This is a genomic window from Vibrio furnissii CIP 102972 (genome assembly GCF_000176175.1).
GTDB classification, from domain to species: Bacteria; Pseudomonadota; Gammaproteobacteria; order Enterobacterales; family Vibrionaceae; genus Vibrio; species Vibrio furnissii.
Genome location: NZ_ACZP01000014.1, coordinates 1,010,210 through 1,033,020 on the forward strand (window position 1 = coordinate 1,010,210; position 22,811 = coordinate 1,033,020).

General features: G+C 51.1%; 24 protein-coding genes and 1 pseudogene. 12 read left to right on the forward strand and 13 right to left on the reverse strand.

The window, feature by feature from the left end; genetic code table 11:
• Nucleotides 1-16 precede the first annotated feature (16 nt).
• The 3 genes from VFA_RS14750 (at nucleotide 17) to VFA_RS14760 (ending at nucleotide 3,329) form a co-directional block, all read left to right on the forward strand.
• Complete coding sequence (locus VFA_RS14750) at nucleotides 17-1,888, forward strand: DUF294 nucleotidyltransferase-like domain-containing protein (protein ID WP_004727649.1); 1,872 nt, start codon at nucleotides 17-19, stop codon at nucleotides 1,886-1,888.
• 4 nt (nucleotides 1,889-1,892) lie between these two features.
• Nucleotides 1,893-2,609, forward strand: a complete 717-nt coding sequence (locus tag VFA_RS14755; protein ID WP_004727650.1) for an exonuclease domain-containing protein — start codon at nucleotides 1,893-1,895, stop codon at nucleotides 2,607-2,609.
• A 111-nt stretch (nucleotides 2,610-2,720) separates the two neighbouring features.
• Nucleotides 2,721-3,329 (forward strand): 2OG-Fe(II) oxygenase, encoded by a 609-nt coding sequence (locus tag VFA_RS14760; protein ID WP_004727651.1) that lies wholly within the window; start codon nucleotides 2,721-2,723, stop codon nucleotides 3,327-3,329.
• Between the two features lie 81 nt (nucleotides 3,330-3,410).
• Here the strand turns inward: VFA_RS14760 and VFA_RS14765 are convergent, their stop codons facing one another.
• The 4 genes and pseudogenes from VFA_RS14765 to VFA_RS14780 all read right to left on the reverse strand — a co-directional run bounded on the left by VFA_RS14765 (nucleotide 3,411) and on the right by VFA_RS14780 (nucleotide 6,189).
• Entirely contained in the window at nucleotides 3,411-3,662 is a 252-nt protein-coding gene (locus VFA_RS14765) for a Rho-binding antiterminator (RefSeq protein WP_004727652.1), read from the reverse strand.
• 3 nt (nucleotides 3,663-3,665) lie between these two features.
• Entirely contained in the window at nucleotides 3,666-4,199 is a 534-nt protein-coding gene (gene speG, locus VFA_RS14770) for a spermidine N1-acetyltransferase (protein WP_004727653.1), read from the reverse strand.
• A 94-nt stretch (nucleotides 4,200-4,293) separates the two neighbouring features.
• A pseudogene (locus VFA_RS14775) lies at nucleotides 4,294-4,695 on the reverse strand (DUF2391 family protein); the annotation flags it as partial.
• Nucleotides 4,696-4,767: 72 nt separating this feature from the next.
• On the reverse strand, nucleotides 4,768-6,189 hold the full coding sequence (locus tag VFA_RS14780; protein ID WP_004727655.1) for an aminotransferase-like domain-containing protein: 1,422 nt from the start codon (nucleotides 6,187-6,189) through the stop codon (nucleotides 4,768-4,770).
• Nucleotides 6,190-6,286: 97 nt separating this feature from the next.
• On the opposite strand from VFA_RS14780, the gene VFA_RS14785 reads away from it, so the two are divergent.
• The gene (locus tag VFA_RS14785; protein WP_038151867.1) at nucleotides 6,287-7,192 is read left to right on the forward strand and encodes a DMT family transporter; all 906 of its coding nucleotides are present in this window, start codon (nucleotides 6,287-6,289) and stop codon (nucleotides 7,190-7,192) included.
• Nucleotides 7,193-7,286: 94 nt separating this feature from the next.
• On the opposite strand, the gene VFA_RS14790 is transcribed toward VFA_RS14785, so the two are convergent.
• The 3 genes from VFA_RS14790 to VFA_RS14800 form a co-directional block, all read right to left on the reverse strand.
• The gene (locus VFA_RS14790) at nucleotides 7,287-8,120 is read right to left on the reverse strand and encodes a CsgG/HfaB family protein (RefSeq protein ID WP_004727657.1); all 834 of its coding nucleotides are present in this window, start codon (nucleotides 8,118-8,120) and stop codon (nucleotides 7,287-7,289) included.
• Nucleotides 8,121-8,138: 18 nt separating this feature from the next.
• Nucleotides 8,139-8,501 carry a curli assembly protein CsgF gene (locus VFA_RS14795; RefSeq protein ID WP_004727658.1) on the reverse strand — a complete coding sequence of 121 codons (363 nt, stop codon included), beginning with the start codon at nucleotides 8,499-8,501 and terminating at the stop codon, nucleotides 8,139-8,141.
• A 94-nt stretch (nucleotides 8,502-8,595) separates the two neighbouring features.
• On the reverse strand, nucleotides 8,596-9,069 hold the full coding sequence (locus VFA_RS14800) for a CsgE family curli-type amyloid fiber assembly protein (protein WP_232281723.1): 474 nt from the start codon (nucleotides 9,067-9,069) through the stop codon (nucleotides 8,596-8,598).
• A 254-nt stretch (nucleotides 9,070-9,323) separates the two neighbouring features.
• Between VFA_RS14800 and VFA_RS14805 the strand changes: the two genes are divergently transcribed.
• The 3 genes from VFA_RS14805 to VFA_RS14815 all read left to right on the forward strand — a co-directional run bounded on the left by VFA_RS14805 (nucleotide 9,324) and on the right by VFA_RS14815 (nucleotide 11,342).
• Nucleotides 9,324-9,974 (forward strand): minor curlin subunit CsgB, encoded by a 651-nt coding sequence (locus VFA_RS14805; RefSeq protein WP_050780270.1) that lies wholly within the window; start codon nucleotides 9,324-9,326, stop codon nucleotides 9,972-9,974.
• 70 nt (nucleotides 9,975-10,044) lie between these two features.
• Nucleotides 10,045-10,959, forward strand: coding sequence for a hypothetical protein (locus VFA_RS14810; protein ID WP_004727662.1), 915 nt, complete (start codon nucleotides 10,045-10,047; stop codon nucleotides 10,957-10,959).
• Nucleotides 10,960-10,985: 26 nt separating this feature from the next.
• Nucleotides 10,986-11,342: a hypothetical protein gene (locus VFA_RS14815; protein ID WP_231623316.1), complete on the forward strand. Its 357-nt coding sequence runs from the start codon at nucleotides 10,986-10,988 to the stop codon at nucleotides 11,340-11,342.
• Between the two features lie 37 nt (nucleotides 11,343-11,379).
• On the opposite strand, the gene malK is transcribed toward VFA_RS14815, so the two are convergent.
• Nucleotides 11,380-12,504: a maltose/maltodextrin ABC transporter ATP-binding protein MalK gene (malK, locus tag VFA_RS14820; RefSeq protein ID WP_004727664.1), complete on the reverse strand. Its 1,125-nt coding sequence runs from the start codon at nucleotides 12,502-12,504 to the stop codon at nucleotides 11,380-11,382.
• A gap of 739 nt (nucleotides 12,505-13,243) precedes the next feature.
• On the opposite strand from malK, the gene malE reads away from it, so the two are divergent.
• The 3 genes from malE (at nucleotide 13,244) to malG (ending at nucleotide 16,982) form a co-directional block, all read left to right on the forward strand.
• Nucleotides 13,244-14,425, forward strand: a complete 1,182-nt coding sequence (gene malE / locus VFA_RS14825; protein WP_038152314.1) for a maltose/maltodextrin ABC transporter substrate-binding protein MalE — start codon at nucleotides 13,244-13,246, stop codon at nucleotides 14,423-14,425.
• Between the two features lie 80 nt (nucleotides 14,426-14,505).
• Nucleotides 14,506-16,077, forward strand: coding sequence for a maltose ABC transporter permease MalF (gene malF / locus VFA_RS14830; protein ID WP_038151870.1), 1,572 nt, complete (start codon nucleotides 14,506-14,508; stop codon nucleotides 16,075-16,077).
• A 14-nt stretch (nucleotides 16,078-16,091) separates the two neighbouring features.
• Nucleotides 16,092-16,982, forward strand: coding sequence for a maltose ABC transporter permease MalG (malG, locus tag VFA_RS14835; protein ID WP_004727667.1), 891 nt, complete (start codon nucleotides 16,092-16,094; stop codon nucleotides 16,980-16,982).
• 336 nt (nucleotides 16,983-17,318) lie between these two features.
• Here the strand turns inward: malG and VFA_RS14840 are convergent, their stop codons facing one another.
• Together VFA_RS14840 and VFA_RS14845 are read right to left on the reverse strand one after the other, a co-directional pair.
• Entirely contained in the window at nucleotides 17,319-17,570 is a 252-nt protein-coding gene (locus VFA_RS14840) for a hypothetical protein (protein WP_004727668.1), read from the reverse strand.
• A 237-nt stretch (nucleotides 17,571-17,807) separates the two neighbouring features.
• Nucleotides 17,808-18,299 carry an acyl-CoA thioesterase gene (locus VFA_RS14845; RefSeq protein WP_004727669.1) on the reverse strand — a complete coding sequence of 164 codons (492 nt, stop codon included), beginning with the start codon at nucleotides 18,297-18,299 and terminating at the stop codon, nucleotides 17,808-17,810.
• Between the two features lie 337 nt (nucleotides 18,300-18,636).
• Here VFA_RS14845 and VFA_RS14850 point away from each other — a divergent pair, with 337 nt between their 5' ends.
• Nucleotides 18,637-19,218, forward strand: a complete 582-nt coding sequence (locus VFA_RS14850) for an acyl-homoserine-lactone synthase (RefSeq protein ID WP_004727670.1) — start codon at nucleotides 18,637-18,639, stop codon at nucleotides 19,216-19,218.
• A gap of 1 nt (nucleotide 19,219) precedes the next feature.
• On the opposite strand, the gene VFA_RS14855 is transcribed toward VFA_RS14850, so the two are convergent.
• The 3 genes from VFA_RS14855 to VFA_RS14865 all read right to left on the reverse strand — a co-directional run bounded on the left by VFA_RS14855 (nucleotide 19,220) and on the right by VFA_RS14865 (nucleotide 21,911).
• Nucleotides 19,220-19,942, reverse strand: a complete 723-nt coding sequence (locus tag VFA_RS14855) for a LuxR family transcriptional regulator (RefSeq protein ID WP_004727671.1) — start codon at nucleotides 19,940-19,942, stop codon at nucleotides 19,220-19,222.
• Nucleotides 19,943-20,086: 144 nt separating this feature from the next.
• Nucleotides 20,087-20,848 (reverse strand): DeoR/GlpR family transcriptional regulator, encoded by a 762-nt coding sequence (locus VFA_RS14860; RefSeq protein ID WP_004727672.1) that lies wholly within the window; start codon nucleotides 20,846-20,848, stop codon nucleotides 20,087-20,089.
• Between the two features lie 163 nt (nucleotides 20,849-21,011).
• A complete protein-coding gene (locus VFA_RS14865) occupies nucleotides 21,012-21,911 on the reverse strand; it encodes a DMT family transporter (RefSeq protein WP_004727673.1) in 900 nt (299 codons plus the stop codon).
• A 99-nt stretch (nucleotides 21,912-22,010) separates the two neighbouring features.
• On the opposite strand from VFA_RS14865, the gene VFA_RS14870 reads away from it, so the two are divergent.
• A complete protein-coding gene (locus VFA_RS14870) occupies nucleotides 22,011-22,799 on the forward strand; it encodes an AraC family transcriptional regulator (protein WP_014258049.1) in 789 nt (262 codons plus the stop codon).
• Nucleotides 22,800-22,811: the final 12 nt, after the last annotated feature.

The window sequence follows — 22,811 nt, forward strand, 5'->3', positions numbered from 1 at the left end:
GAATTTGGAGGGCATTTTGGGCTCATCATTAACTCCTAACATTTATGACTTTCTTATCAAGCTCGATCCGTTTGATAAATTGCCCTCCACGATCGTTGCGTCGCTGGCTAATCACGTCAAAGTGCGCTACCTCGCCAAAGGGGAGAAGATTGAATTCAGCGCCCTGTGTGACGACCGCTATCTTTACATTATTCGCACGGGTGCGATTGAGCAGCGCCGTCGCGACGGTGAGTTGCGTGCCCGATTGGGCGAAGAAGATCAGTTTGGCTTTACCTTCTTAGCGCCGCTTAAAGATGCCGAAGACGGCTATCAGGCCGAGGCGATTCAAGACTCGCTGCTCTACCTTGTGCCGCACCGCGATGTGTTGACGGTGTGCCAAGAGCACCCGGAGTTTGCTGATTACTTCGCCTCGCAAGCGCAACTGCGTTTGGTGTCGGCGGTCAACAGCGTGTGCCGCGAAGAAGAGAAGGGCTTGTTCTTTCGCCGTGTGGGTGAAATTGCCAGTGAAAACATCGCCATTGTCGATGAAAACACCGCCATTCAGGAGGTCGCTAGAATCATGTGTGATGATGAGCGCCGCCGCAGCTCGTGCGCGGTGATCACGCGGGGCGGCGACATTGTGGGCATCGTGACTGACCGCGACATGACGCGCAGCGTGGTGGCGTCCGGCATTGATATTCAACAACCCATTCAACGGGTGATGACGCAAAATCCGCAATTGATTCAGGCTGATGACAAAGTCATTCAGGCCATCTCCATCATGCTGCAATACAACATTCGCTGCCTGCCGGTGGTGCGTGGTAACGACGTGGTGGGCTTGCTGACTACTTCGCATCTGGTGCACAACCATCGCACGCAAGCGCTGTTTTTGATTGAGAAAATCAAATACGCCAGCTCGGTCAATGCGCTGGCGGCGCTGAAAGTCGAGAAACAATCGATTTTCGAATCGCTGGTGGAAAGCGGGGTCAGCGCCGAAATCCAAGGGCGCGTGATGTCGATGATCATGGATGCGTTTACACGCCGTCTGCTGCAAATTACCGAAGAGTTGCTGGGGCCGCCGCCGTGCGAATACGCGTGGGTGGTGGCGGGTTCGCATGCGCGCAATGAAGTGCACATGTTGTCCGACCAAGACAGCGCGTTGGTACTGTCGGATGATGTGAAACCCGAACACATGCTCTATTTCACGCATTTGGCGATGCGCGTGTGCAACGGCTTGGCCGCATGCGGTTATCCGCTGTGCGACGGCAAATACATGGCCGCTTCGCCGAAATGGTGTCAGCCACTGAGCGTGTGGAAAGAGTATTACCGCAAATGGGTTGCCAGCCCGGAGTACAACAAACTGCTGAGTATCAGCGTGTTTTTGGAAGTGCGTTCAATTTACGGTAACAGCGAGCTGGTTGACCAAATGCAGGCGCATCTGCATCAGTGCATTCAAAACAGCCCGAACTTCTTGCCTGCTTTGGTGACTGACGCCATTGATACGCAGCCACCGCTCGGGATCTTCAATAATCTGGTGTTGGAAAAGGGCGGCGATAACAGCAACACCCTCAACATCAAAAAGTACGCGCTCAATCTGATCATCGACTTAGCGCGTATTTTCAGCTTGGCGGCGGGCGGCTCGATGACGGGCACCGAAGAGCGTTTTCGTTACGCCGCGCAGCAAGGCAGCATGTCGGAAGACAGTTGTCAGAACATCATTGGCGCCTACAAGTTCATTACCCAAGTGCGTTTCCAACATCAGTTGCAGGCGATTCGGGAAGGAAAAGAGGCAAACAACCACATCGCGCCGGACACGTTCAGCAGCTTTGAACGGAAGCACCTGAAAGATGCGTTTAAGATCATCAGTGAGCTGCAAGACGTGGCGAAATTACGGTTTGTGAAAGGGTAAAACCATGTTGGAAACCATCAAGCGCCACTTTGGGGGCGGCCTGCCCAAATTACAGCAGCAGCATGACGCGCTGGCCGCTCGCGCCGATTGGACGCCGGGGCTGGCGAACTATTTCAGCCAGCCATTACCGGATGTGGACGCGTTGGTTTACCAGCACGATTTACTGGCATTTGATTTTGAAACCTCCGGCGTGGATGCCGGGCACGATCAAATTCTGAGCTTGGGTTGGGTCGGCATGACGCTGGACCAAATCGATGTGGCTGCGAGCGAAGAGATATTCGTGCGTCACCCGGAATTTGTCACCGCTGACTCGGCAGTGATCAACCACATTACGCCGCAAGTGTTGGCACATGGCGTGACGCTGGATGAGGCGATGGATCGGTTGTTTGGTCAACTGGCCGGTAAGATTGCATTGGTGCACGGGGCGTGCATCGAACGGGCGTTTGTGGCGCAGTACATGCGTGAACGCTTTGCAATCGAACACTTTCCGTGTGTGTGGGTCGACACCTTGCAAATAGAAAAGCAGATGACTTACGCCGGTAAAACTGAATGTGGCACCAGTTTTCAGCTCAACGATGTGCGCACGCGTTATGCGTTGCCGCAATATAACGCCCATTCCGCAGCCATCGATGCGCTGGCGACGGCGGAATTGTTCACCGCGCAGATGAAATCGCTGTTCAAAAACCACCCGCCCAAAGTATCGAAAATCATGATGCCGTAACGGCGAATTGATGGTTGATAATTATTCTTGTCCTTTAAGACAAACAATCCGATTTGCGGCTTTTTCGCCAGACCTCTATAACGCCTCTTTTTGTCAACGTGCATAACAACTATGGCATTAGATGCGTTATTAGACGCCATCGCGGATCAAGGATGGTTTATTTGGGACGACTTTTTGGCACCAGAGCAGGTGCAGCGTCTTAGCGAATGTGTGCCGGAAGCGTGGCATCGTGCTCGCATCGGTCGCCACGACGACGTGCAGCGTGAGGCCACCATTCGAAGCGATAAGATCCAGTGGCTGAGCCAAACCATGGGGCAGCCGATTCAGGATTATCTGGAACGGATGGAGCAGATTCGTCAGACGGTGAACCGCGATTTTTTCCTCGGCCTGTTTGAGTATGAAGCGCATTTTGCCAAATATGAGCAGGGCGATTTCTACAAGAAGCATTTGGATGCGTTTCGCGGCCAAGAAAACCGCAAGCTGACCACGGTGTTCTACATGAATACCGATTGGCAACCGGCGGATGGTGGCGAGCTGAAGCTCTACGATCTCGATGACCATTTGATTGAGACGATTGCACCTGTGGCGGGGCGTTTGGTGGTGTTTTTGTCGGAGAAATTTCCCCACGAAGTGTTGACCACCAACGCTGAGCGCATCAGCATTGCAGGTTGGTTTCGAACCAATGGTGTGACGGAAAACAAGCTCGACATCGCCAACTGAATCTCGGTGATCACACCCAAAATCTCGGTGATAATACCCAATACAACGACCGCGATACGGCTTAGCCGTAGCGCGGTTTTTTTATTGCTGCTGGAAATGAATGTCGCTGAGATGCGGGTTTTCAATCAGAACTTGCATGCGTCGCAGCGTGGCGGTTTCAACCCAACGCTCGCATTCGGCTTGCTGCAGCACCAAACACTCTTGGCGCTCGGCATTGTATCCAGTGCCTTTGGCGATGCCTTGCACCACGTCGCCGTTGAGCAGCGTCACAGCAACCGGAAATTGGTAGACGCAGGCCAGTTCGATGGCGTCGTATTGGCTGCAGGAAATCATCGCTTATTCGTCTTTGTTGATGACTTTGTTGATGTAATCTTCTTGCAGAATGTACATGCGTTTCACGTCGCGGTAGCGGCCGTTGATGAAGAACTCCTGCACCAAATGCCCCTCTTCCACAAAGCCGCACGATTCATACAAATGCACCGCTTTTTCGTTCTCGATTGCCACATGCAGGTAGATTTTGTGCAGGTTCAAAATGGTGAACGAATAGTCCAGCGCTTTGTTGATCAACGTGCGCGCAAATCCCTTGCCTTGGTGAGCCGGCGTGATGATGATTTGAAATTCGGCGCTACGGTGAATGTAGTTGATTTCGATCAGCTCGACGAGGCCAACCAGTTCTTTGTCGTCATTTTCGACCACAAAGCGGCGCTCTGCGTTGTCGTGAATGTGTTTGTTATACAACTCTTCCAGCTCATCAAATGATTCGTAAGGCTCTTCAAACCAGTACGACATGATGTTGCGGTTGTTGTTTAGGTTATGGATAAAACGCAAATCGCCGCGTTCAAGCGCTCTGAGGCTTAATTGATGTTTCATAACGATTCCTGATGTTCTCATCCTGACTCATGATGGGTCGTATCGGATAACGAATATAGCGCCGATTGATGGCAAAACAAGCCGTTACCACGAATTATTCTTTGTCGAAACTGTCGACCACAATCGCGCCCATCGAGGCTGGCATGGCGATGACGATAATGCGTTTGAGCGATACCAGCGGTTCATCCAGCAGCGGCAGTTTATCCAGCGCCAGCAGCACAAACCCGACCACCAAAGCGGTGATGACGTAGGCAATTAAGATGCGAAACACGAACACCGGAATGCGCGCGCGAATGTTGCTTTGAAAGACGCTGCCATAGGCAAAGACGCCCAAGAAACCCAGCGATAGCGTCAGCAATAACAGGAGGTTGGGCAGCGGCAGCGAGGTGCCCAGTTGCCACGCTTCTTCTGAAAACGAGATGGGTACGGCGAGCGCAAATGCGCCCACGCAAACTTGTCCTGCATCTTCCAAATTAAAACTGAATTTCATCGATGTTTTCCCAGGTTGCTGATTCTGTTGCTCTTTTCACTGTACGCTGACTCGGCGCATTTGGCGAGCTTCGCCACGTCAAGATTGCAGTTGCTCGGCGATGAGCGCCGCGAGCACCGTCAAGCTGCGCAGCCACGTTGCATCATCGTTGAGGGTCGCGACACTAAAGCGAATACAGTGATTGAATTGGCCTTGGGTGGCAAACAAATGACCGGGTAATAGGCTGATTTTCTTTGCCAAGCAGGCGTGATAAATGCGGTAGGTGTCCACCGTGTGCGGCAACGTCAGCCAACACAGAAACGAGCCGTCCGGGCGCGACAGATGATAGCGCCCGGCCAGTGCGGGTTGTTGTTGAAACGCTTGGTGTAACAAGCGCGCAAAACGCTGTTGCCGTTGCTGATAGACGCGGCGCATGCGGGCGAGGTGCGTGCGGTATTTGCCTGTGGTGAGAAATTCGGCCACCGCCGATTGCATTAAATTGAGGCTGCCCATGTTTTCACTCAGCAGTACCTTTTCGATTTGCGGCAAGTAACGACCGGCCACAATCCAACCGATGCGCAGGCGCGAGTCGAGGGTTTTAGACAGCGAGTTGAGGTAAATCACGCGCTCTTCGGTATCAAGCGCTTTGAGGCTTGGAATTGGCTCACCAAACCCTAGGCTGCCAAACACATCATCTTCGATAATGGGCAGCGTGCGCGTCACGGCAAGCAGCGCTTGGCGGTGGCTCAAGGGCATTTTCGCCCCGGTTGGGTTATTGAAATTGGGCGTGACCAGCAAGGCCTTGATTGGCCAGCGGGTCACGGCATCTTGCAGAGCGTCGATATCGATGCCGGTGGCGGGATGGCACGCAATTTCAATTACACGCAATCCCAATGATTCCAGCAGCAATAAGGTGCCGAAGTAGCAGGGCGATTCCACCGCGACAATATCGCCGGGCTGCGTTAAGGCGCGCAGTGCCAAACTGATCGCTTGCTGGCCGCCGTGCGTGATGGCGATGTCACTCCGCTGGGCATCGATGCCGAGATCGCGCGTGATTTTGCGCAGTTGGCGCACCAGTTGATCGTGACCCGGTGGCAATTGATAGTGGCAGGGCATGTGGGTTTGCAGGCGACTGTGGCGGCCAATTTCTGCATACAAACTGCGAATGGCGGGCGAATCGGTGTCGGGATGCGCCGAGCCGGCTGGCATGTCGTGTTGAATGATCGGCTGCGTCAAAATGGACTTCGACATCGATAACAGATCAACGCGCGACGGCGCATGGGAAGGTGTCTCGGTTTTCAAGGCCCGTTCAGCCACGCGATAACCTGAGCGCGGCACGGCATAGACCCAGCCTTGCGCTTCCAATTCTTGATACGCACGAATGACGGTGTTTTTGCCAACCCGCTGGCGCTCACTCAATTGCCGAATCGAGGGCAGCTTGTCGTGGGCTTGAAACAGACCATCTTCCATCGACTGGCGCAGCTGCGCTTCCACATCACTGTATTTGCAATCGTCTTTCATTCTGTACCCATTAAAACGCTATCAACTGTGCCTTTTTAGTTTTTCTGTACCCAACTAAAGTAACGTCATTGTGACTCAGAACTCCAGAGATTTTTCCATGCTTGTCAAAATGATTCCGTTCCTGTTTGTGGTGCTTTGGGCGTCCGGCTTTGTCGGCGCTCGCTTTGGGTTGGCGTACGCGGAGCCCATGACGTTCTTAACCTTGCGGATGGTGTTTAACGTGCTGCTGTTTGCCGGGTTGATCGCTGTGCTTAAACGCCGCGTGCCGACGGGCAAATCGTTCTGGCACTCTTGCGTGACGGGGCTGTTGATTCACGGCCTTTATCTGGGCGGTACGTATCAGGCGATTTACTGGGGCATGCCCGCGGGGCTGACGTCACTGCTGGTGGGCATTCAACCGATTTTGACCGCGCTGCTTTTGGTCTGTATGGCGACTGAGCGTTTGAATCTGGCGCAGTGGGTGGGACTGGGATTGGGTTTTGCGGGAATTAGCTGTGTGCTGCTGGGGAACATGGAGTGGCAATCGGACGCGCACCAATGGGCGGCGATTGGCATGTGTCTCATCTCATTGACAGGCATTACGCTGGGCACGCTGTATCAGAAGAAGTTTTGTCAGGGCGTCGACTTGATTGGCGGGGCTTTGGTGCAGTATGTGGCGGCGGCCGCGCTACTGATTCCTGCGGCGTTTAGTTTTGAAACCATGCAGGTGGATTGGACGCCGACCTTTATTATGACGCTCGCGTGGCTCGTGGTTGTGTTGTCATGTATCGCCATTTTGCTGCTGTTGTACATGGTGGAGCACGGCGCTTCATCAAGCGTTGCCTCTGTGTTTTATCTGGTGCCACCGACCACGGCGCTGCAGGCGTGGCTCTGCTTTGGCGAGTCGTTTGATGCCCTTGGCGTGCTGGGGTTTGCGATGGCGGCGATGGCGGTCTATCTGGTGGTGAAAAAACCGGTGTTGCTGCGCCGCAACATGCCGGTCGCGCTTCGCCAAGACAGTTAACCGCGGTCGAACACGCACTATTGGCGACTCGATATTCAAAAGCCCCGTGGATACGGGGCTTTGTTGTGATGGCTGCTCAAAGAATCGCGACGGCTTAAAGGATCGCGACCGTTTCATCCGAGTAGCGCTGAATGATCGGGTTTTTGAGCTGCGCTTCATCTGCTGGTTGCCATAAGCCGCGCTTGATGCCATTGACCACCATGTGAATCACCGCGGAATCGATGGCCGACATGATGGCGATATTGACCGGTTCGTTATTGGTGTAGCCTGATTCGAGTTCCAGCAGATCTTGATAAGCGATGTAGCGAAAGACGCTGGCAGAGACCTCTTGCGAAAAAATGGTTTTGCTGGTGGTGACGCTGAGTACGATCTGGCCGGTGCGCACATCCACGGCGCGCAAATTGACCGTCACCTGATCCATGCGATATTGACCGTAAGCCGCAAAGCCAAGATAACCTGCGCCATGGCCACCGGTTTTGAGATCCGATTCATAGCCGATGATGCCGCCTTCAATCACCAGATTGGCCGATTTGAGCGCCGGTAAGTCGTCGCCAATGTTGGCGGGTGTTTGATCTTTTTTCTGCGCCGCGCGAATGATCTTGCGCTCGGTGAGCAGGTTTTGCAGCCCCTCCCGCTCTAAAGGCAAGAACCAACCTGAATCAAGCAACGCCGTGGTCAACATGGAGGTACCGCCTTGTGGAACCGCCGTAGAGAAACTGCTGTTGGGCGACGATTTGTATTGTCCGGTTTGATCGCGGAAATCGTACACCGACACCATGATCTTGCCTTTGGGCAGCGGTAGCTTCACCAAGTCGTTGTACGTGGGGCCACGCGGTGTCAGGGTTGGCGATTCATCGGCATCGGGAATCGACATCGAATTTGAACACCCCGCCAGCAGCGCAACACACAGCATCAATCCTGTTTTCATGGTCCATGTCATCCTGTGTTACAGCCCAGACACTTGAATGTCGGTGGACTCACCCGTCGCCTTGTCGGTGATGGTGATGGTCAGGTAGCCGTCGTTATCGGTGATCACCAAAGAATAATCATTGGTTTCTAGGCTACCGGCCTCTCCGGTCGCCAAAAGTTGGCTGATGAGGCGCGATTGCAAGCTGGAAGTGAGTGATGAGAGCACCGACGAGGAACTGGAAGAGCCTGAGCTACCCTCGTAATCGTTGATGGCTTCCGCGCGTGAAAACAGGTGTGTGGTATTGAGCGGGTTACCACCAAAGGTTGGATTGACGGGCTCATAAACCAGAGAAGAGCTGAACGCGGGGGCAGATAGAGTCGTGGCGAGCAGGCTGACCATGACTGCGTGAGTCACTCGTGGTGGGAGAACGCGACACCGCGCGCGGCATCCATGTTTTACGCTATTCATTGTGATGTCCTTGTATGCTTCACTGTTACTGCAATTCGTCGTGGTCGAGATCAAACGTGTCTGAATAGAGCCGTTCTATTTTCCAGCGCAATAAGTAATTGCTCACGGTCGCAACGGCGGCTTGTGCTTTCTCTCGGGCTTGTCTGGCGCCGGGCGATAACGTGGTGCGATACACCACCTTCTGTGAGTGCCAAACCGTGATAATGCTGCCTTGTGAGGCGGTTGCTCGCTCCTTCACCGTGAAGTTTTCATTCAGGTCGGGCTGGCTTTCATTCATGTATTTGGAAAATTCCGTATAAAAATTGCTGCCGATGCCTGTCATGGTTCGGTCGATAATGAGGCCGTTCACATCATTCAGATTCAACGAGTCATTACTTTCCAGTTGCTGGCCATTTTCCAAGCTCGCCTGATCCTCAGGATTGGCATGACTTGAAGAACTCATTAACAGAAAGATGGCAGAACAGAAGAAAAATACAGAACGTAATATTCTATTTCTCATTGTTGATACCATTATTATTAATGTATTTTATTCAGCGCTAATCATAGGTTTTTATTGCCTGATTAGATATAAACTAAAGTCGTGGTTTTAATATTATTCCTATCATGCGAATGAATGTTTATTTCCTCGTTTTTGAATAACTAAATTATAAAAAAATACTTTCAAATATTAATGTAAAGTTGATGGCTGGATATCGGCATCGCGATTAATCTATTTCTTCGAGGGCACAATGTTCTCTGCGTAAGGGAGGAAATATGTTCGTCCGTATAACTGCCTACGTCATGATGCTGTTGATGGAGGTCATCGTGTTATTGATGATGTCCAACATGGCTTGGTCGCAAGACCGGAATAATCAAACACACGACGATATTGACACATCCGTCGCGTATTCGTGGGGTGGCACGGCGATCGGTCGCTTCGGCACTGGTATGGATGATTTGAGTCATTTCAATGAGTTGGAGGATGTTATCACCGCCGATAATTACGCTGAAGTCTCTATGGAGAATGCGATCGGTGGCGAGGTCACCATTGAACAGTATGGTCGTCAGGCTGGCAACAAAGCGAAAGTTATTCAGCACGACAGCAGAAGAAGTCAGGCAACAATTTGGCAAGAAGGCTCGGCGAACACGGCGTTAATTACCCAAACCGGAAACCAGAATAAAGCAGTCATTGGTCAGAGTGGTTATGGGCATGAAGCGTGGATTAATCAAAACGGGAACTTTAACGTAGCGGCTATTATTCAAACCGGTGCTGCGAGTTCGTTAAGTATTAATCAAACCGGACATAATAACCAAGCTTATATTGTCGATAAAGGTGGCTCTAATTATGGCATCAGTCAAAATGGTAATGACTATCTCGCCATAATTGGTGGTTCAGGGATTAATGTGTACGTCACGCAATACTAATAATAGCGTACGACACGTGTTGTCATTCCCGTCTATTCAAAAGTAACAATATGATATCAAGGAAAATGTCATGAAAACAAAAATTGCTCTATTCATCACCGCAGCGTTGGCATCAGGCAGTGCTTTGGCAAACAATGATGCAACGGCCAATCTTTATTTGACCAACGACTCGGCCGTTACGATCACGCAAGTCTCCTCATCTCAAGGCAACTCGGCGCTGATCGACTCCAGCTTCTCGTCTGGAAACACGCTGTCTGTGTATCAGAATGGCGGTGACAATGCGGCAACGATTCGTGCGTTTGACGTCGACGGCTCTACGCTGGCCATCAACCAAACGGGTGACACCAACACCGGCAGCATCACGGCATTGGGCGCGAAGAACGCGAACTTTTCCATCAATCAAGGCGGTGATTTGAATGATGCCTCGATCAAAACCGACAACTACCATCGTGGTCGCGCATACTCTTACGACAATGACACCGTTTCTGTGGTCCAAAATGGTACGGAAAACACCACCAGTGTTGAACTGAAACGTGGCACCGATGACAGCAACGTCTCATTGGCGGCGTCAGGTTCTGGCAACCAAGCTAACGTGGTGCTCGATTGGGCTGACAGCAGCATGGTGACGGGGAATGTGCAAGGCACCGACAACGTGGCCGATGTGCTGATTGACAGTGGTTACGGTAACGAAGTGGCATTCACGCAAAACGGCACCGCGAATCAACTGGATGTAGATGTGCTTTACAGTGACATCAACACCGTTCACGTCAATCAAACCGGTTCAAATAACGCTGCGGATGTCGACCTGATTGCCAGTGACGACAACGACATTTACGTGACACAAAGCAACTCTAATGCTGATGCGAACGTGTACGTGAACTGGAGTAGTAACAACACCATCAGCGTGGTGCAAACCTACGGGGATACGGCGAACGTGAATCTGGCCTTAAGCCACAACAACACGGTCGCGATCAGCCAGTACTAACGCAGCGCGACAACGGCACGTTGGCTATGACACATCACGAGACAGCGGCGCTATGCGCCGCTTTTTTGCTTCTCTCAACCGCCGCGATGGCGCAAGGGCATGAGATGACACATGTCGCCTTACTGGAGGGGCAATTGCAGGTGGACTGCACCCTCGACAACGAGCACACATTGCACCTGACGGTCGAAAGTCAGGCCAGTTTTTCTGGTTCGGTGAGTGTGGTTTCGGCGTCTGGCAGCCGGATTTTGCATCGCTTGCAAGGGCAAACAACGCTCACCTTAGGCCTTGGGGCGGAGCAGTTACCGCTCACGCTGACGGCGGGCACGATGGCAGGCGAAAGTGAATCGCTCACAATTGGCGCAGAATGCAAAACGGCCCCTTGATGCAAGCGGCCGTTTTTTGTGTGTTGAAAGGTTGCGCTTATTCGCTCAGGAACTCGACGCCTTTCTCTTGGAACAGACGTTGGCACGCGCGGCCATCGCTGTGGAATAGGTGACAACGGTGCGCTGGAATACCGATAGTCAGTGTATCACCCACTTCGATATCGAGCGTGTCTGGTTGGCGGTAGATGATGTCTGAATCAGAACCCTTCACGTTCATGTACACCTGAGTTTCGTTGCCCAGTTTCTCCACAATCATCACTTTGCCTTCGATGCGTGCATCGCCGTCGTCGGCTTCAACCAAGTGTTCAGGACGTACGCCCAAAGACATGCGAGAGCCCGGTGTGACCGTGGTGCCATCCACAGGAATCCAGAATGAGAAGCCATTCGACAAGCTCACTTTTACGCGCTCTTTCTCGGCTTCATCAACCGTCACACTCATGAAGTTCATTTTCGGAGAACCGATGAAACCTGCCACGAAGCGGTTTTGTGGGTAGTGGTATAACTCAAGCGGTTTACCCACTTGTGATACAAAGCCTGCATCGAGGACCACAATCTTGTCAGCCATGGTCATCGCTTCGACCTGATCGTGGGTAACGTAAATCATGGTGCAGCCCAGTTTACGTTGCAGTTTGGTGATTTCAGAACGCATCTGAACACGCAGCGCCGCATCCAAGTTAGACAGCGGTTCATCCAGCAGGAAGACATTCGGTTGCGAGACCAGTGTACGGCCGATGGCCACACGTTGACGTTGACCACCAGACAGCGCTTTCGGTTGACGATCTAGCAGGTGGCTCAGTTGAAGAATTTCGGCGGCGTGTTCGACGCGTTTGCTGATTTCTTTCTTATCGGCTTTTGCCAATTTCAGGCCAAACGACATGTTATCGTGCAGGTTGAGGTGCGGGTAGAGTGCGTAAGATTGGAACACCATACCCACGCCACGTTTGGAAGGTTCGGTGTCGTTCATGCGTTGGTCGCCAATGAATAGGTCGCCGGAAGTGATGTCTTCCAAGCCCGCGATACAGCGCAGAAGGGTCGATTTACCACAGCCTGATGGACCGACGAAGACGACAAACTCACCCTCTTTGATGTCCAAATCGACATTCTTAGAAATCAGCACATCGCCGTAAGCTTTACATACATTTTTTAACGTGACACTCGCCATCTAGCTCGTCCTCGGATCAAGATTTTTTAATGATTACTGCTCGTCATTATATGAACTTTTTTATAAAAAATGTCTGCGAGCAATAACAGTAGGAATACGTTTTAGGTGAATCAACGCTCTGGTGAGTGTGAATGATTCCGCGGCCAGGCCGCACATACCTTTTATGTTGATGCATCAAAGAGCTGGCAAGTAAGAAAAGAAAGGGTGATGCCTCAGACAAAAGATCTGAAGAAACCATCACCCATCAAAGCCAAGAATCGTTTGCTTCCCCCGACACAGATGCACGTCTCCCCCGTACAATAATTACCACGAACGCACCCTCTGTGACAGCAAACCAATTCGGCGATGCAAGCCAGTATTATCTGACATACTGGAAAGGTTCTTACCATCCACTCTTGGATGTATGCAGTTTCTGTGAATCAGGGAGTGAATACATCCTCCTAATCACTTTTTTTGCAGGGGGAGTAGTCAAGGAGGAGGTGGAGGGGTGAGAGAAACACCAAGTCTGATCGAGTTCAAATTATTGATTGCCATCAACTTGATAATGATCACAAACCTTGTTTTTTTTGTGACTTTTGTCTCGAACTCTCAACGATAGAGATCACGAAAATACGCCATAATGCAAAGGGCGTAGGGAGTAGGAGGATGAGGACGAGCCCGTTTTTTCTGATGATATATGGCGAAATACGGCGAAACCTCACCTGGTGAGCCCTACAACACTAATAAAAAGGATATGAACATGAAAAACGCCCTAAGCACGGTAGCGCTAAGTACTATGGTCGCTCTTGGTTCTTTTGGTGCACACGCTGCTATTCAAGAAGGACAACTGACTATCTGGATCAACGGTGACAAAGGTTACAACGGTCTTGCAGAAGTTGGTAAACAGTTTGAAGCCGACACGGGTATCAAAGTGACCGTGGCGCATCCTGATGGACTACAAGACAAGTTCCCACAAACCGCTGCGACGGGTGATGGTCCTGATATCGTGTTCTGGGCTCACGACCGTTTCGGTGGTTACGCTGAAGCTGGCCTGCTGGCTGAAATCAAGCCATCTCAAAAAGTGAAAGACGGCATCGTTGATTTCGCGTGGGATGCTGTGAAATACAACGGCAAACTGATTGGCTACCCAGTTGCGGTTGAATCGCTATCTCTGATCTACAACAAAGACCTTGTGCCAAACCCACCAAAATCTTGGGAAGAAGTGGCTGCGCTTGACGCGAAACTGAAGAAAAACGGCAAGTCTGCAATCATGTGGAACCTGAAAGAACCGTACTTCACATGGCCTCTGATGGCTGCTGACGGCGGTTACGCATTCAAATACACCTCTGACGGCTACGACGTGAAAGACGCGGGTATCGACAAGAAAGGCGTGAAAGAAGCGATGAGCTTCGTGAAAGGCTTGGTGGACAGCGGCGTGATCTCTGCGGACATGGACTACTCAGTGTCTGAAGCGCAGTTCATCAAAGGCAACACGGCGATGACCATCAATGGTCCTTGGTCTTGGAGCAACATCGACAAATCAGGCGTCAACTACGGTGTCACCACGCTGCCGAAATTCAACGGTCAGTCTTCTAAACCATTCGTGGGTGTATTGACTGCGGGTATCAGCACAGCGTCTCCAAACCGTGATTTGGCTGTTGAATTCATCGAGAACTACCTGCTGACTAACGACGGTCTGCGTGCGATGAACAACGACAAGCCACTGGGCGCGGTTGCACTGAACTCATTCCAACGTGAACTGGATGCAGATGCACGTATCGCAGCGACCATGGATAACGCCATGAACGGTGAAATCATGCCGAACATTCCACAAATGAACGCATTCTGGGGCGCAGCGAAAAACGCCATTATCAACGTCGTTGATGGCCGCCAGACTGTAGACGCTGCTCTGGCAGACGCAGAAAAACAAATGACGAAATAAACCATCCTTCGTCAACTATTTTGAGGAGGGGGCAACCTCTCCTTACTTTCCCTTTTTTTATTTCGCTAGCAGGTTGTTCTATGCAGTCAATTCAAGGTACAGAGGCGATGTCAGCACCAGCAACGACACTCCCGGCCAACAAGCGCGCATTCATCAAATGGGCCGTATTAGGCGCAGTGGGTATCGTGAATGGCTATGCAACGATTCTAATGTATTCCCGCGGTGAGCTGGCTTTTGCTTTGCTGACCCTGATTCTAACCGCTCTTGCGCTCTACATTTTCGGCAGCAAGAAAACATACGCGCATCGTTATATCTATCCAGGTGTCGCCGGGATGATCCTATTCATCCTTTTCCCATTAGCCTATACGGTGAACCTGGCGTTTACCAACTACAGCGCCAAAAACCAACTCTCTTACGAGCGTGCACAATCTGTCCTGATGGACCGTACGTTCCAAAGCGGAGAAAGTTATTCATTTCATCTCTACAGCACAGAAGATGGTTACCGCATCTCGATTGAAGACGGTGACAAACTGTACGCAACCCCGGCGTTCTCGATTACCAATGTGCCTTCGGATCTAGACCTTGCTCCGATTGACGCCATGAGCGGTGAGAAAGAACCGATTAAAACCATCATCAGCAATCGTAGTGCGCTGGGCGGATTGGACTTGCACTTCCCATCGGGCGATGACATTCGCATGAGTGGCCTGCGTAAGTTCGCGGCGGTCGTTCCGTTGTACACCATGCAAGAGGATGGTGAAACGCTTTACAACAACCGCACCGGTGAAACGCTGCGCCCGAATATGGAGCTGGGTTTCTACCAGCCAATCGATGAAAACGGCGCGTTTGTGGGCAACACGGTGTCGCCAGGTTTTGTGGTCTCTATCGGGACACACAACTTCGAACGTGTGTGGAAAGATGATGGCATCAAAGAGCCGTTTATCAGCATCTTCATCTGGACGGTTGTGTTCTCCGTGTTGACGGTGATCTTTACGCTCATCATCGGTCTGATTCTGGCGAGTGTGGTGCAGTGGGAAGAGCTGAAAGGCCGCGCGGTATATCGTGTGCTGCTGATTCTGCCTTACGCGGTGCCGGCGTTCATTTCGATTCTGATCTTTAAGGGCTTGTTCAACCAAAGCTTTGGTGAAATCAACATGGTGCTACAAGCGCTGTTTGGGATCAGCCCAGCTTGGTTCTCAGACCCATTCCTGGCGAAATCCATGGTGATGATCGTCAACACGTGGCTGGGTTTCCCTTACATGATGATTCTGTGTATGGGCCTGTTGAAAGCTATTCCGGAAGATTTATACGAAGCGTCAGCGATTGACGGCGCGAACTTTGTGCAGAACTTCAAGAAGATCACGCTGCCTCTGATGATTAAACCGCTGACACCGCTATTGATTGCAAGCTTCGCGTTTAACTTCAACAACTTCGTGATGATCCAATTGTTGACCGCTGGTGGCCCGAACATGATCGGCACCTCGGAGCCAGCAGGTTATACCGACCTTTTGGTGAGCTATACCTACCGTATCGCGTTTGAAGGCGCAGGTGGTCAAGACTTCGGTCTGGCAAGTGCGATTGCAACGCTGATCTTCCTGTTGGTCGGTGCACTGGCACTCATCAACCTACGTTTCACTAAAGTCAGTCAGAATTAAGAGGAGCGACGACGATGGCAATGGTTCAAGGTAAATCGCTCAAGTACCGTGTGTGGGCCACACACATCGCATTGTGGGCATTTTTGTCACTCATCATCTTTCCACTGTTGATGATTGTCGCTATCTCATTTCGTGAAGGTAACTTCGCAACGGGTAGCCTCATTCCAGACAACCCGTCTCTGGAACACTGGAAACTGGCGCTGGGCTTTTCGGTCACCAACGCGGATGGTAGCGTAACACCGCCACCTTTCCCGGTACTGACTTGGTTGTGGAACTCGGTGAAAATCGCGGCAATCTCATCCGTGCTGATTGTGTCGCTGTCGACCACATCGGCTTACGCGTTTGCTCGTATGCGCTTTAAAGGCAAAGAAACCATCCTGAAAGCGATGATGATTTTCCAAATGTTCCCTGCGGTACTGGCGCTGGTGGCTATCTACGCACTGTTTGACAAGCTAGGACAGTACATTCCGTTCCTCGGGTTGAACACGCATGGCGGCCTGATCTTCTCTTACTTAGGCGGTATTGCGCTGCACGTATGGACGATTAAAGGGTACTTTGAAACGATTGATAATTCGCTGGAAGAAGCGGCGGCACTGGATGGTGCAACCCCTTGGCAAGCGTTCAGACTGGTCTTGTTACCGTTGTCTGTGCCGATTCTCGCCGTGGTGTTCATCCTGTCGTTTATCATGGTGGTGGGTGAAGTTCCGGTAGCATCGTTACTACTTTCTGATGTAAACTCGTACACACTCGCGGTTGGTATGCAGCAGTATTTGTACCCTCAGAACTACTTGTGGGGCGACTTCGCGGCAGCGGCAGTCTTGTCTGCACTACCAATCACTATCGTATTCCTGCTTGCACAACGCTGGTTAGTCGGAGGCCTGACAGCTGGTGGTGTCAAAGGATAACAACGATAATGGCGACCGCAAGGTCGCCCATTTTGTCCACCCTTAACACTTTTGGTTTGGCCGCCGATCAGTTAAGAAGGAGACAATTCTGGCGTTACGCATAGCTGGCTGTTAGCTCTATTCCTTACGTATCATGACTAACAGTTTTTGTAACCAAAACCTGAGCTGAGCTCAGGTTTTTTTATGTCAGCCGTTTGGGGTTGGCCTCGTGAGATGGCCTTCCATGCGGAAACCGATTCAGTATATAGACGGTGTGAATGGACAAAAGGCGAGCGGAAAAGGAGTGCGAGTCAGATCTGAATTGTTGGTGTAAGCGGCGCAAATCCTGCAGAAAAATCAGAACTCACGACTGGACGGTGCGCATCCGATGTATTGCAGCAGCACGTACAGGCTCTCTTGCTGTAGCGCGACTTTACGAAACAGATCGGCAAAGGTGTCATCCCCGCCAAAGCAAGCGTTAATATAGTGGTTGATTTCGGTGGGCTGATACCCTTCAACATACAGGGTGCGAACCCATTGGTACTCGACGGCTTTTGGATTGGATAAGGTTGTTTCACTGAGAGTGATATCGCTGAGCGTTAATGCCATGGGTCTGTTTTCTCGGTCGTGTCAGGCACACGTTTGCCTGATCATCGCGCATTAAAGCAGAGAAAAATGAACGTTCGATGACAGTGGCCGGTGATTGGCTGCAACAACGGTTGATTCGAGGCCTGCGGTTGATGAGAAGAGTGTGGTTGATCGAAAGACTGCAGTTGATGGAAAGACTGAGGTTGATAGGAACACAGCGGCTGAAGCGCCGCTGTGACGTAAAGCGGTGCGAAAGGGCTATTTGGCTTTAAGGTATTTCACGTGCGCTTCCATCTCTTCGCCAATTTCGGTGCGCATATTCATCAATCGGACGGCGGAGTTGTGCAGTTCGATGTCTTCTTGCGTGGTGGGGATCCATTCCGGTACTGCGGTGGGTTTACCACTTTCATCCACGGCGACCATGATCACGATGCAATGCGTGGTCAGACGGTTTTTTAACTCTTTTGGATCGCTGGCCTGAACATCAATCGCGACGTGCATGGAGGTTTTGCCGGTGTAAATCACTTTGGCACTCACTTCGACCAAATTGCCGACATGAATCGGCGCCACAAAACGAATGCCCCCGGCGTAAGCGGTGATGCAGTATTTGCCACTCCAAGCCGCAGAACAGGCGTAGGCCGCCAAGTCGATCCATTTCATCACGGCGCCGCCGTGCACTTTACCACCAAAATTCACATCACCGGGCTCTGCTAAAAAACGCAGAGTAATATCTCGTTTGCCACTGCTCATAGGCTGATCCTTCATTATTCAACACGGACAAGGGATTGTTCTGTACTAATAACGAATCTATAACTTATTCGCAATGTTTTGTTCATTTTGTTTCGCTTTGCCGGTGAAAAAGGCAAGAAAAAACCCCTTTTGCGTGCAACAAAAGGGGTCTCATGTCGGAATGGTACGATTAATTATATTCGGGTGTACCTTAATTTTTAGCCAACTGATTGCTAGTAAATCAGAGGGCCTGATAATAATGTAAACAAGGCTAAGACGTAACTGTTCGATCGGACAGGTTTCCTCATTTAAGAGATTGTTTAGCGTGATTTCTCCATTAACCAATAGGAGAAGTCCGATGAGTATCTCAATCCACAGTTATCAATTCACTACCGTTCCAGCACACGACTACCTGGCGCTGCTTAAACTGCGCTTTAAGGTGTTCTCTGAACGTTTGCACTGGGAGCTGGAAACCCATGAAGGGTTAGAAAGCGACGAGTACGACATTCCAAGTGCCCATTACCTCTATGCAAAAGGGGATGAAGGGCACCTGATTGGCTGCTGGCGCATTTTGCCAACCACAGACAACTACATGCTCAAAGATACCTTTCCGGAGCTTCTGGGTGACGTACAGGCCCCGAAAGGCAAGCGTATCTATGAACTGAGTCGTTTTGCGGTCGACAAAGAGTTTTCGGCGCAATCCGGCGGGGTGAGTAACGTGACGATGAAGATGTTCCAATCGCTCTATCATCACGCGCAGCGTCAAGGCATTGAACGGTATGTGACCGTCACCTCGACTGGCGTAGAAAAGCTGATTAAGCGACTGGGCATTCCGTGTGAGCGGGTGGGGGACAAGCAGGTTCACATGCTGGGCGATACGCGCTCCGTAGCGCTGTTGATCCCCATGAACGACCACTATCGTGAGAGTGTGGGCGCTTGATTCAAATGTAAGGATTGATATAGCCACCTAAGATGGCTTTAGTGATAGCTTGGTAGCGATTCGTCGCGCCAAGCTTTTTACAGGCATTGGCGATATGAAATTTCACCGTGCGCTCAGAGGTGTCGATGATCTTGGCAATCTCCCACGCACTTTTCCCCTCTGCTGCCCAAGTGAGGCATTGGTTTTCACGGGCGGTCAATTCAATACGCGGCGCCGCATCTTTGTGGCAGCGTGCGATGTTATGAATGTTGTGCGACAGCAGTGGAATGATCAGTTGCGAGGTTTGAATCGCGTCACAGTTGAGCTCGTAATGGCGCGTATCCGAGGTGGCGAAACTCAACATCCCAAACTCACCGCGCAGGCCGTGAATCGGAATCGAAAACCCTTCTTTTAAGCCGTTAATTCGCGCTTCTTCAAACATTTCGTGCGCTTGATTGGATGCCACGGGAATCTGCGACCATCGAATCGGTAAAAAGTTGGTCATGCTGTATTGCACGATCGGGTCAACGTGCATGAAGCCCGCTTCATCGTATTGCTGACGCCAACTGGCTGGGTAGTTATCGGTGATTATGGTTTCACTGGTGGTCAGTGTCGGTTGCAATGACAGTCCAAACAAGAAGTATTCGTGGTCGATAATATTATTTAGCGCCGCCAGCGTACTCTCCAGATTTTCGTAACTGGTGATCACTTGGTTTTCTTGAACAAGGCGGAGAATCTTCTGCATTTAAGGATAATAATCTAAGAGCAACAATGAGATAGTGATATTAATATCAGATAAGCGCGAAAGGCAAGATGACATTAGTCTGATGTCCGGATTTTGTGCGCGGGTGGGCGAAAACGAAAGAAAGCGCGGACTCGCGCTTTCTAATTAAGCCACTTGAATGGTGACTTCGTGCTCTTTCGCAAAATTCGCGATTTCTTTTGGTGGTTCTTGATCGGTGATGATCAAATCCACATCGGCCAGCGTGCCGAGCTTCACCATGGCGTTGCGGCCAAACTTACTGTGATCGACGGCGAGAAAGACACAGCGGCTGTTTTCGATAATGGCACGTTTCACTCGCACTTCATGGTAGTCGAAATCGAGCAGCGAACCGTCGTAGTCGATACCACTGATGCCGAGAATGCCAAAATCAAGCCGGAATTGAGAGATGAAATCGAGCGTGGCTTCCCCCGTGACGCCGCCATCTTTGTTGCGCACTTCACCGCCGGCCAAAATGATACTGAAATCCGGTTTCGCCATCAAAATGGTTGCGACATTGATGTTGTTGGTCACGATGCGCAAGTTATGGTGTTCGTCCATCAAAGCGCGAGCCACCGCTTCGGGGGTGGTGCCGATGTCGATAAACAGCGTGGCACCGTCGGGAATGTGTTTGACCAGCGCGGAGGCCACTTTCTCTTTTTCGCCTTGCGATGTCACCTGACGCGTATGATAGGACGAGTTTTCAGAACTGGTTGCAATGGTGGCGCCGCCGTGGTTGCGACGCAATTTGTTGTCATCCGCCAGCTCATTCAGATCACGGCGAATGGTTTGTGGGCTTACATTGAATCGTTCAACCAGTTCGTCGGTGCTGACAAACCCTTGGCTTTGAACCAATTCGATGATTTCTTGATGGCGTTTTACCGCTTTCACAGGCATGTCCTTATACATTGAATTGCTACAAGTGTACGGTTTAGCACACTAAATTCAATTGATTAGCGAGAGTTTTACAACGTTGCTGTTCGTTTTAAGCTTCGTTTCACATAAAACGAACATGACCTGCCGTGGCTTTTGATGCTCATATGAGCATTCATGCTTACGCCTGCGCTGCGTTTTCAACGGGTTTGATTACTCTGCGACGTACTTTCAGTTGCGACAGAATCACCCCACTGACCACCATCACGCCGCCCAAGACATGATAAACGTGAATCTGTTCGCCCAGCAGCGTGGCCGCTAAGCTGACCGCAACCACGGGCAGCAAGTTCATAAACATAGCGGTAGAATCTGCACCAATCGCATCGATGGCTTTGATCCACATCCAAGGTGCTAGCAAAGAGGCCGCAACTCCAGCGTAAGCGATCAGCGGCAGCGACCCTTCGGTTGGAAGCAAGTGGTCGCTGCTTAGCCATAAGGGCACCAGCATAATGACCGCACACACGCCTTGCAGGTAGATTAACGTCCAGTTGCTCAATGGCATTTTCCAGCGTTTTAACAGCACGCAGTAAATCGCGTACACCAGTGCCGCCAAGACCATCAAGCCGTCGCCTTGCGTCACGTCTTGGTTGAGAAAGAACAGCACATCGCCCTGACCCAGCATAAATGCCAGCCCTGACAACGAAATCACGCCGCCAACAATACTCAAACCGGAAATGCGTTTGTTCAGCAGCGGCACGCTGATGAACACGCTCATCAACGGCACCAGCGAGGTGATGAGCGACATGTTAGACGCGGTGGTGGTCAGCCCAGCGTAATAGCCGAGCGATTGGTTCAGCACCATGCCGAGCAAGGCCAAAAAGGCCAATTTCGCTAAATAGGGTTTGATGATGTGACGCTGACGAATCACCGCTGGCAAACAAAACGGCGTTAAAATCAACATGGCTAAAAACCAGCGATAGAAGCTCATCGCACTGGGTTCGATGGTGCTGGCTGCAAGTTTATTGACGATGGAGTTACCACCCCAAATCAGCACAGTAAACAGTGGAAGAAGATAAATCATGTGCGCCTCGTCTCAATTTGCGTCATGGAAACTAGTTTGACAGGTCTATATAATTACATATATCTCTAAAACGACATTGCGAGCGATAGGAAGACAAGTTTGAAAAAACGCGCCAGAAACCTTCATCCATCATTATCAATCGAGCGTGCACCATCCGACGTATTTATGAATTTCGAGGCGTTTTTGTCTAATACCGAAACGCGCGAACACAGCCACCCCTGGGGGCAGGTTCAGCTCATCTCGGGGGGGATTTTGGAGATGGAAGCGGAAGACACGCGTTTTCTGGCGCCACCTCATTTGGCGATTTGGGTGCCAGCCGGTATTCGCCATCGCAGTTACAATCGCAAACCAATCGAGTATTGTTCCCTCAACATCGCTGCGGCGATGACCACGGCATTCCCCAGCAAAACCAGCCTGATCAAAGTCACGCCAATTGTTTCGGCGATCATTGATGATTTTCGTCAAAGGGAAATCAGCGTGGCGGAGGCGCCGCAGGACCTGCGTTTGGTGCAAGTGTTGCTCGATCAGTTGGCAACCCGTGAAACTCAGCACCATTTTCTGCCATCAAGCAGCAATAAGTATTTAGCGCCGATTTTGTCGGCGGTGGAAGAGAACCCGACCGATGACACCAGCTTGCAACAGTGGGCGGAGCGCGTGCACACCACGGAGCGCACCTTGGCGAGGCACTGTCAGGCGGAGTTGGGCATGAGTTTTACCGAGTGGCGACTGCGCGTGCGGTATCTGTATTCGATGGATTTGCTGCGCAACGGGCATTCGGTGAAAGAAGTGGCGCTTACGTTGGGATACAACCAAGCCAGTCCGTTTATTGCGATGTTTAAAAAATACTCCGGGCAGACCCCGGAGCAATATAAAAACCGTTTGTTGTGATCGCCATGAGGC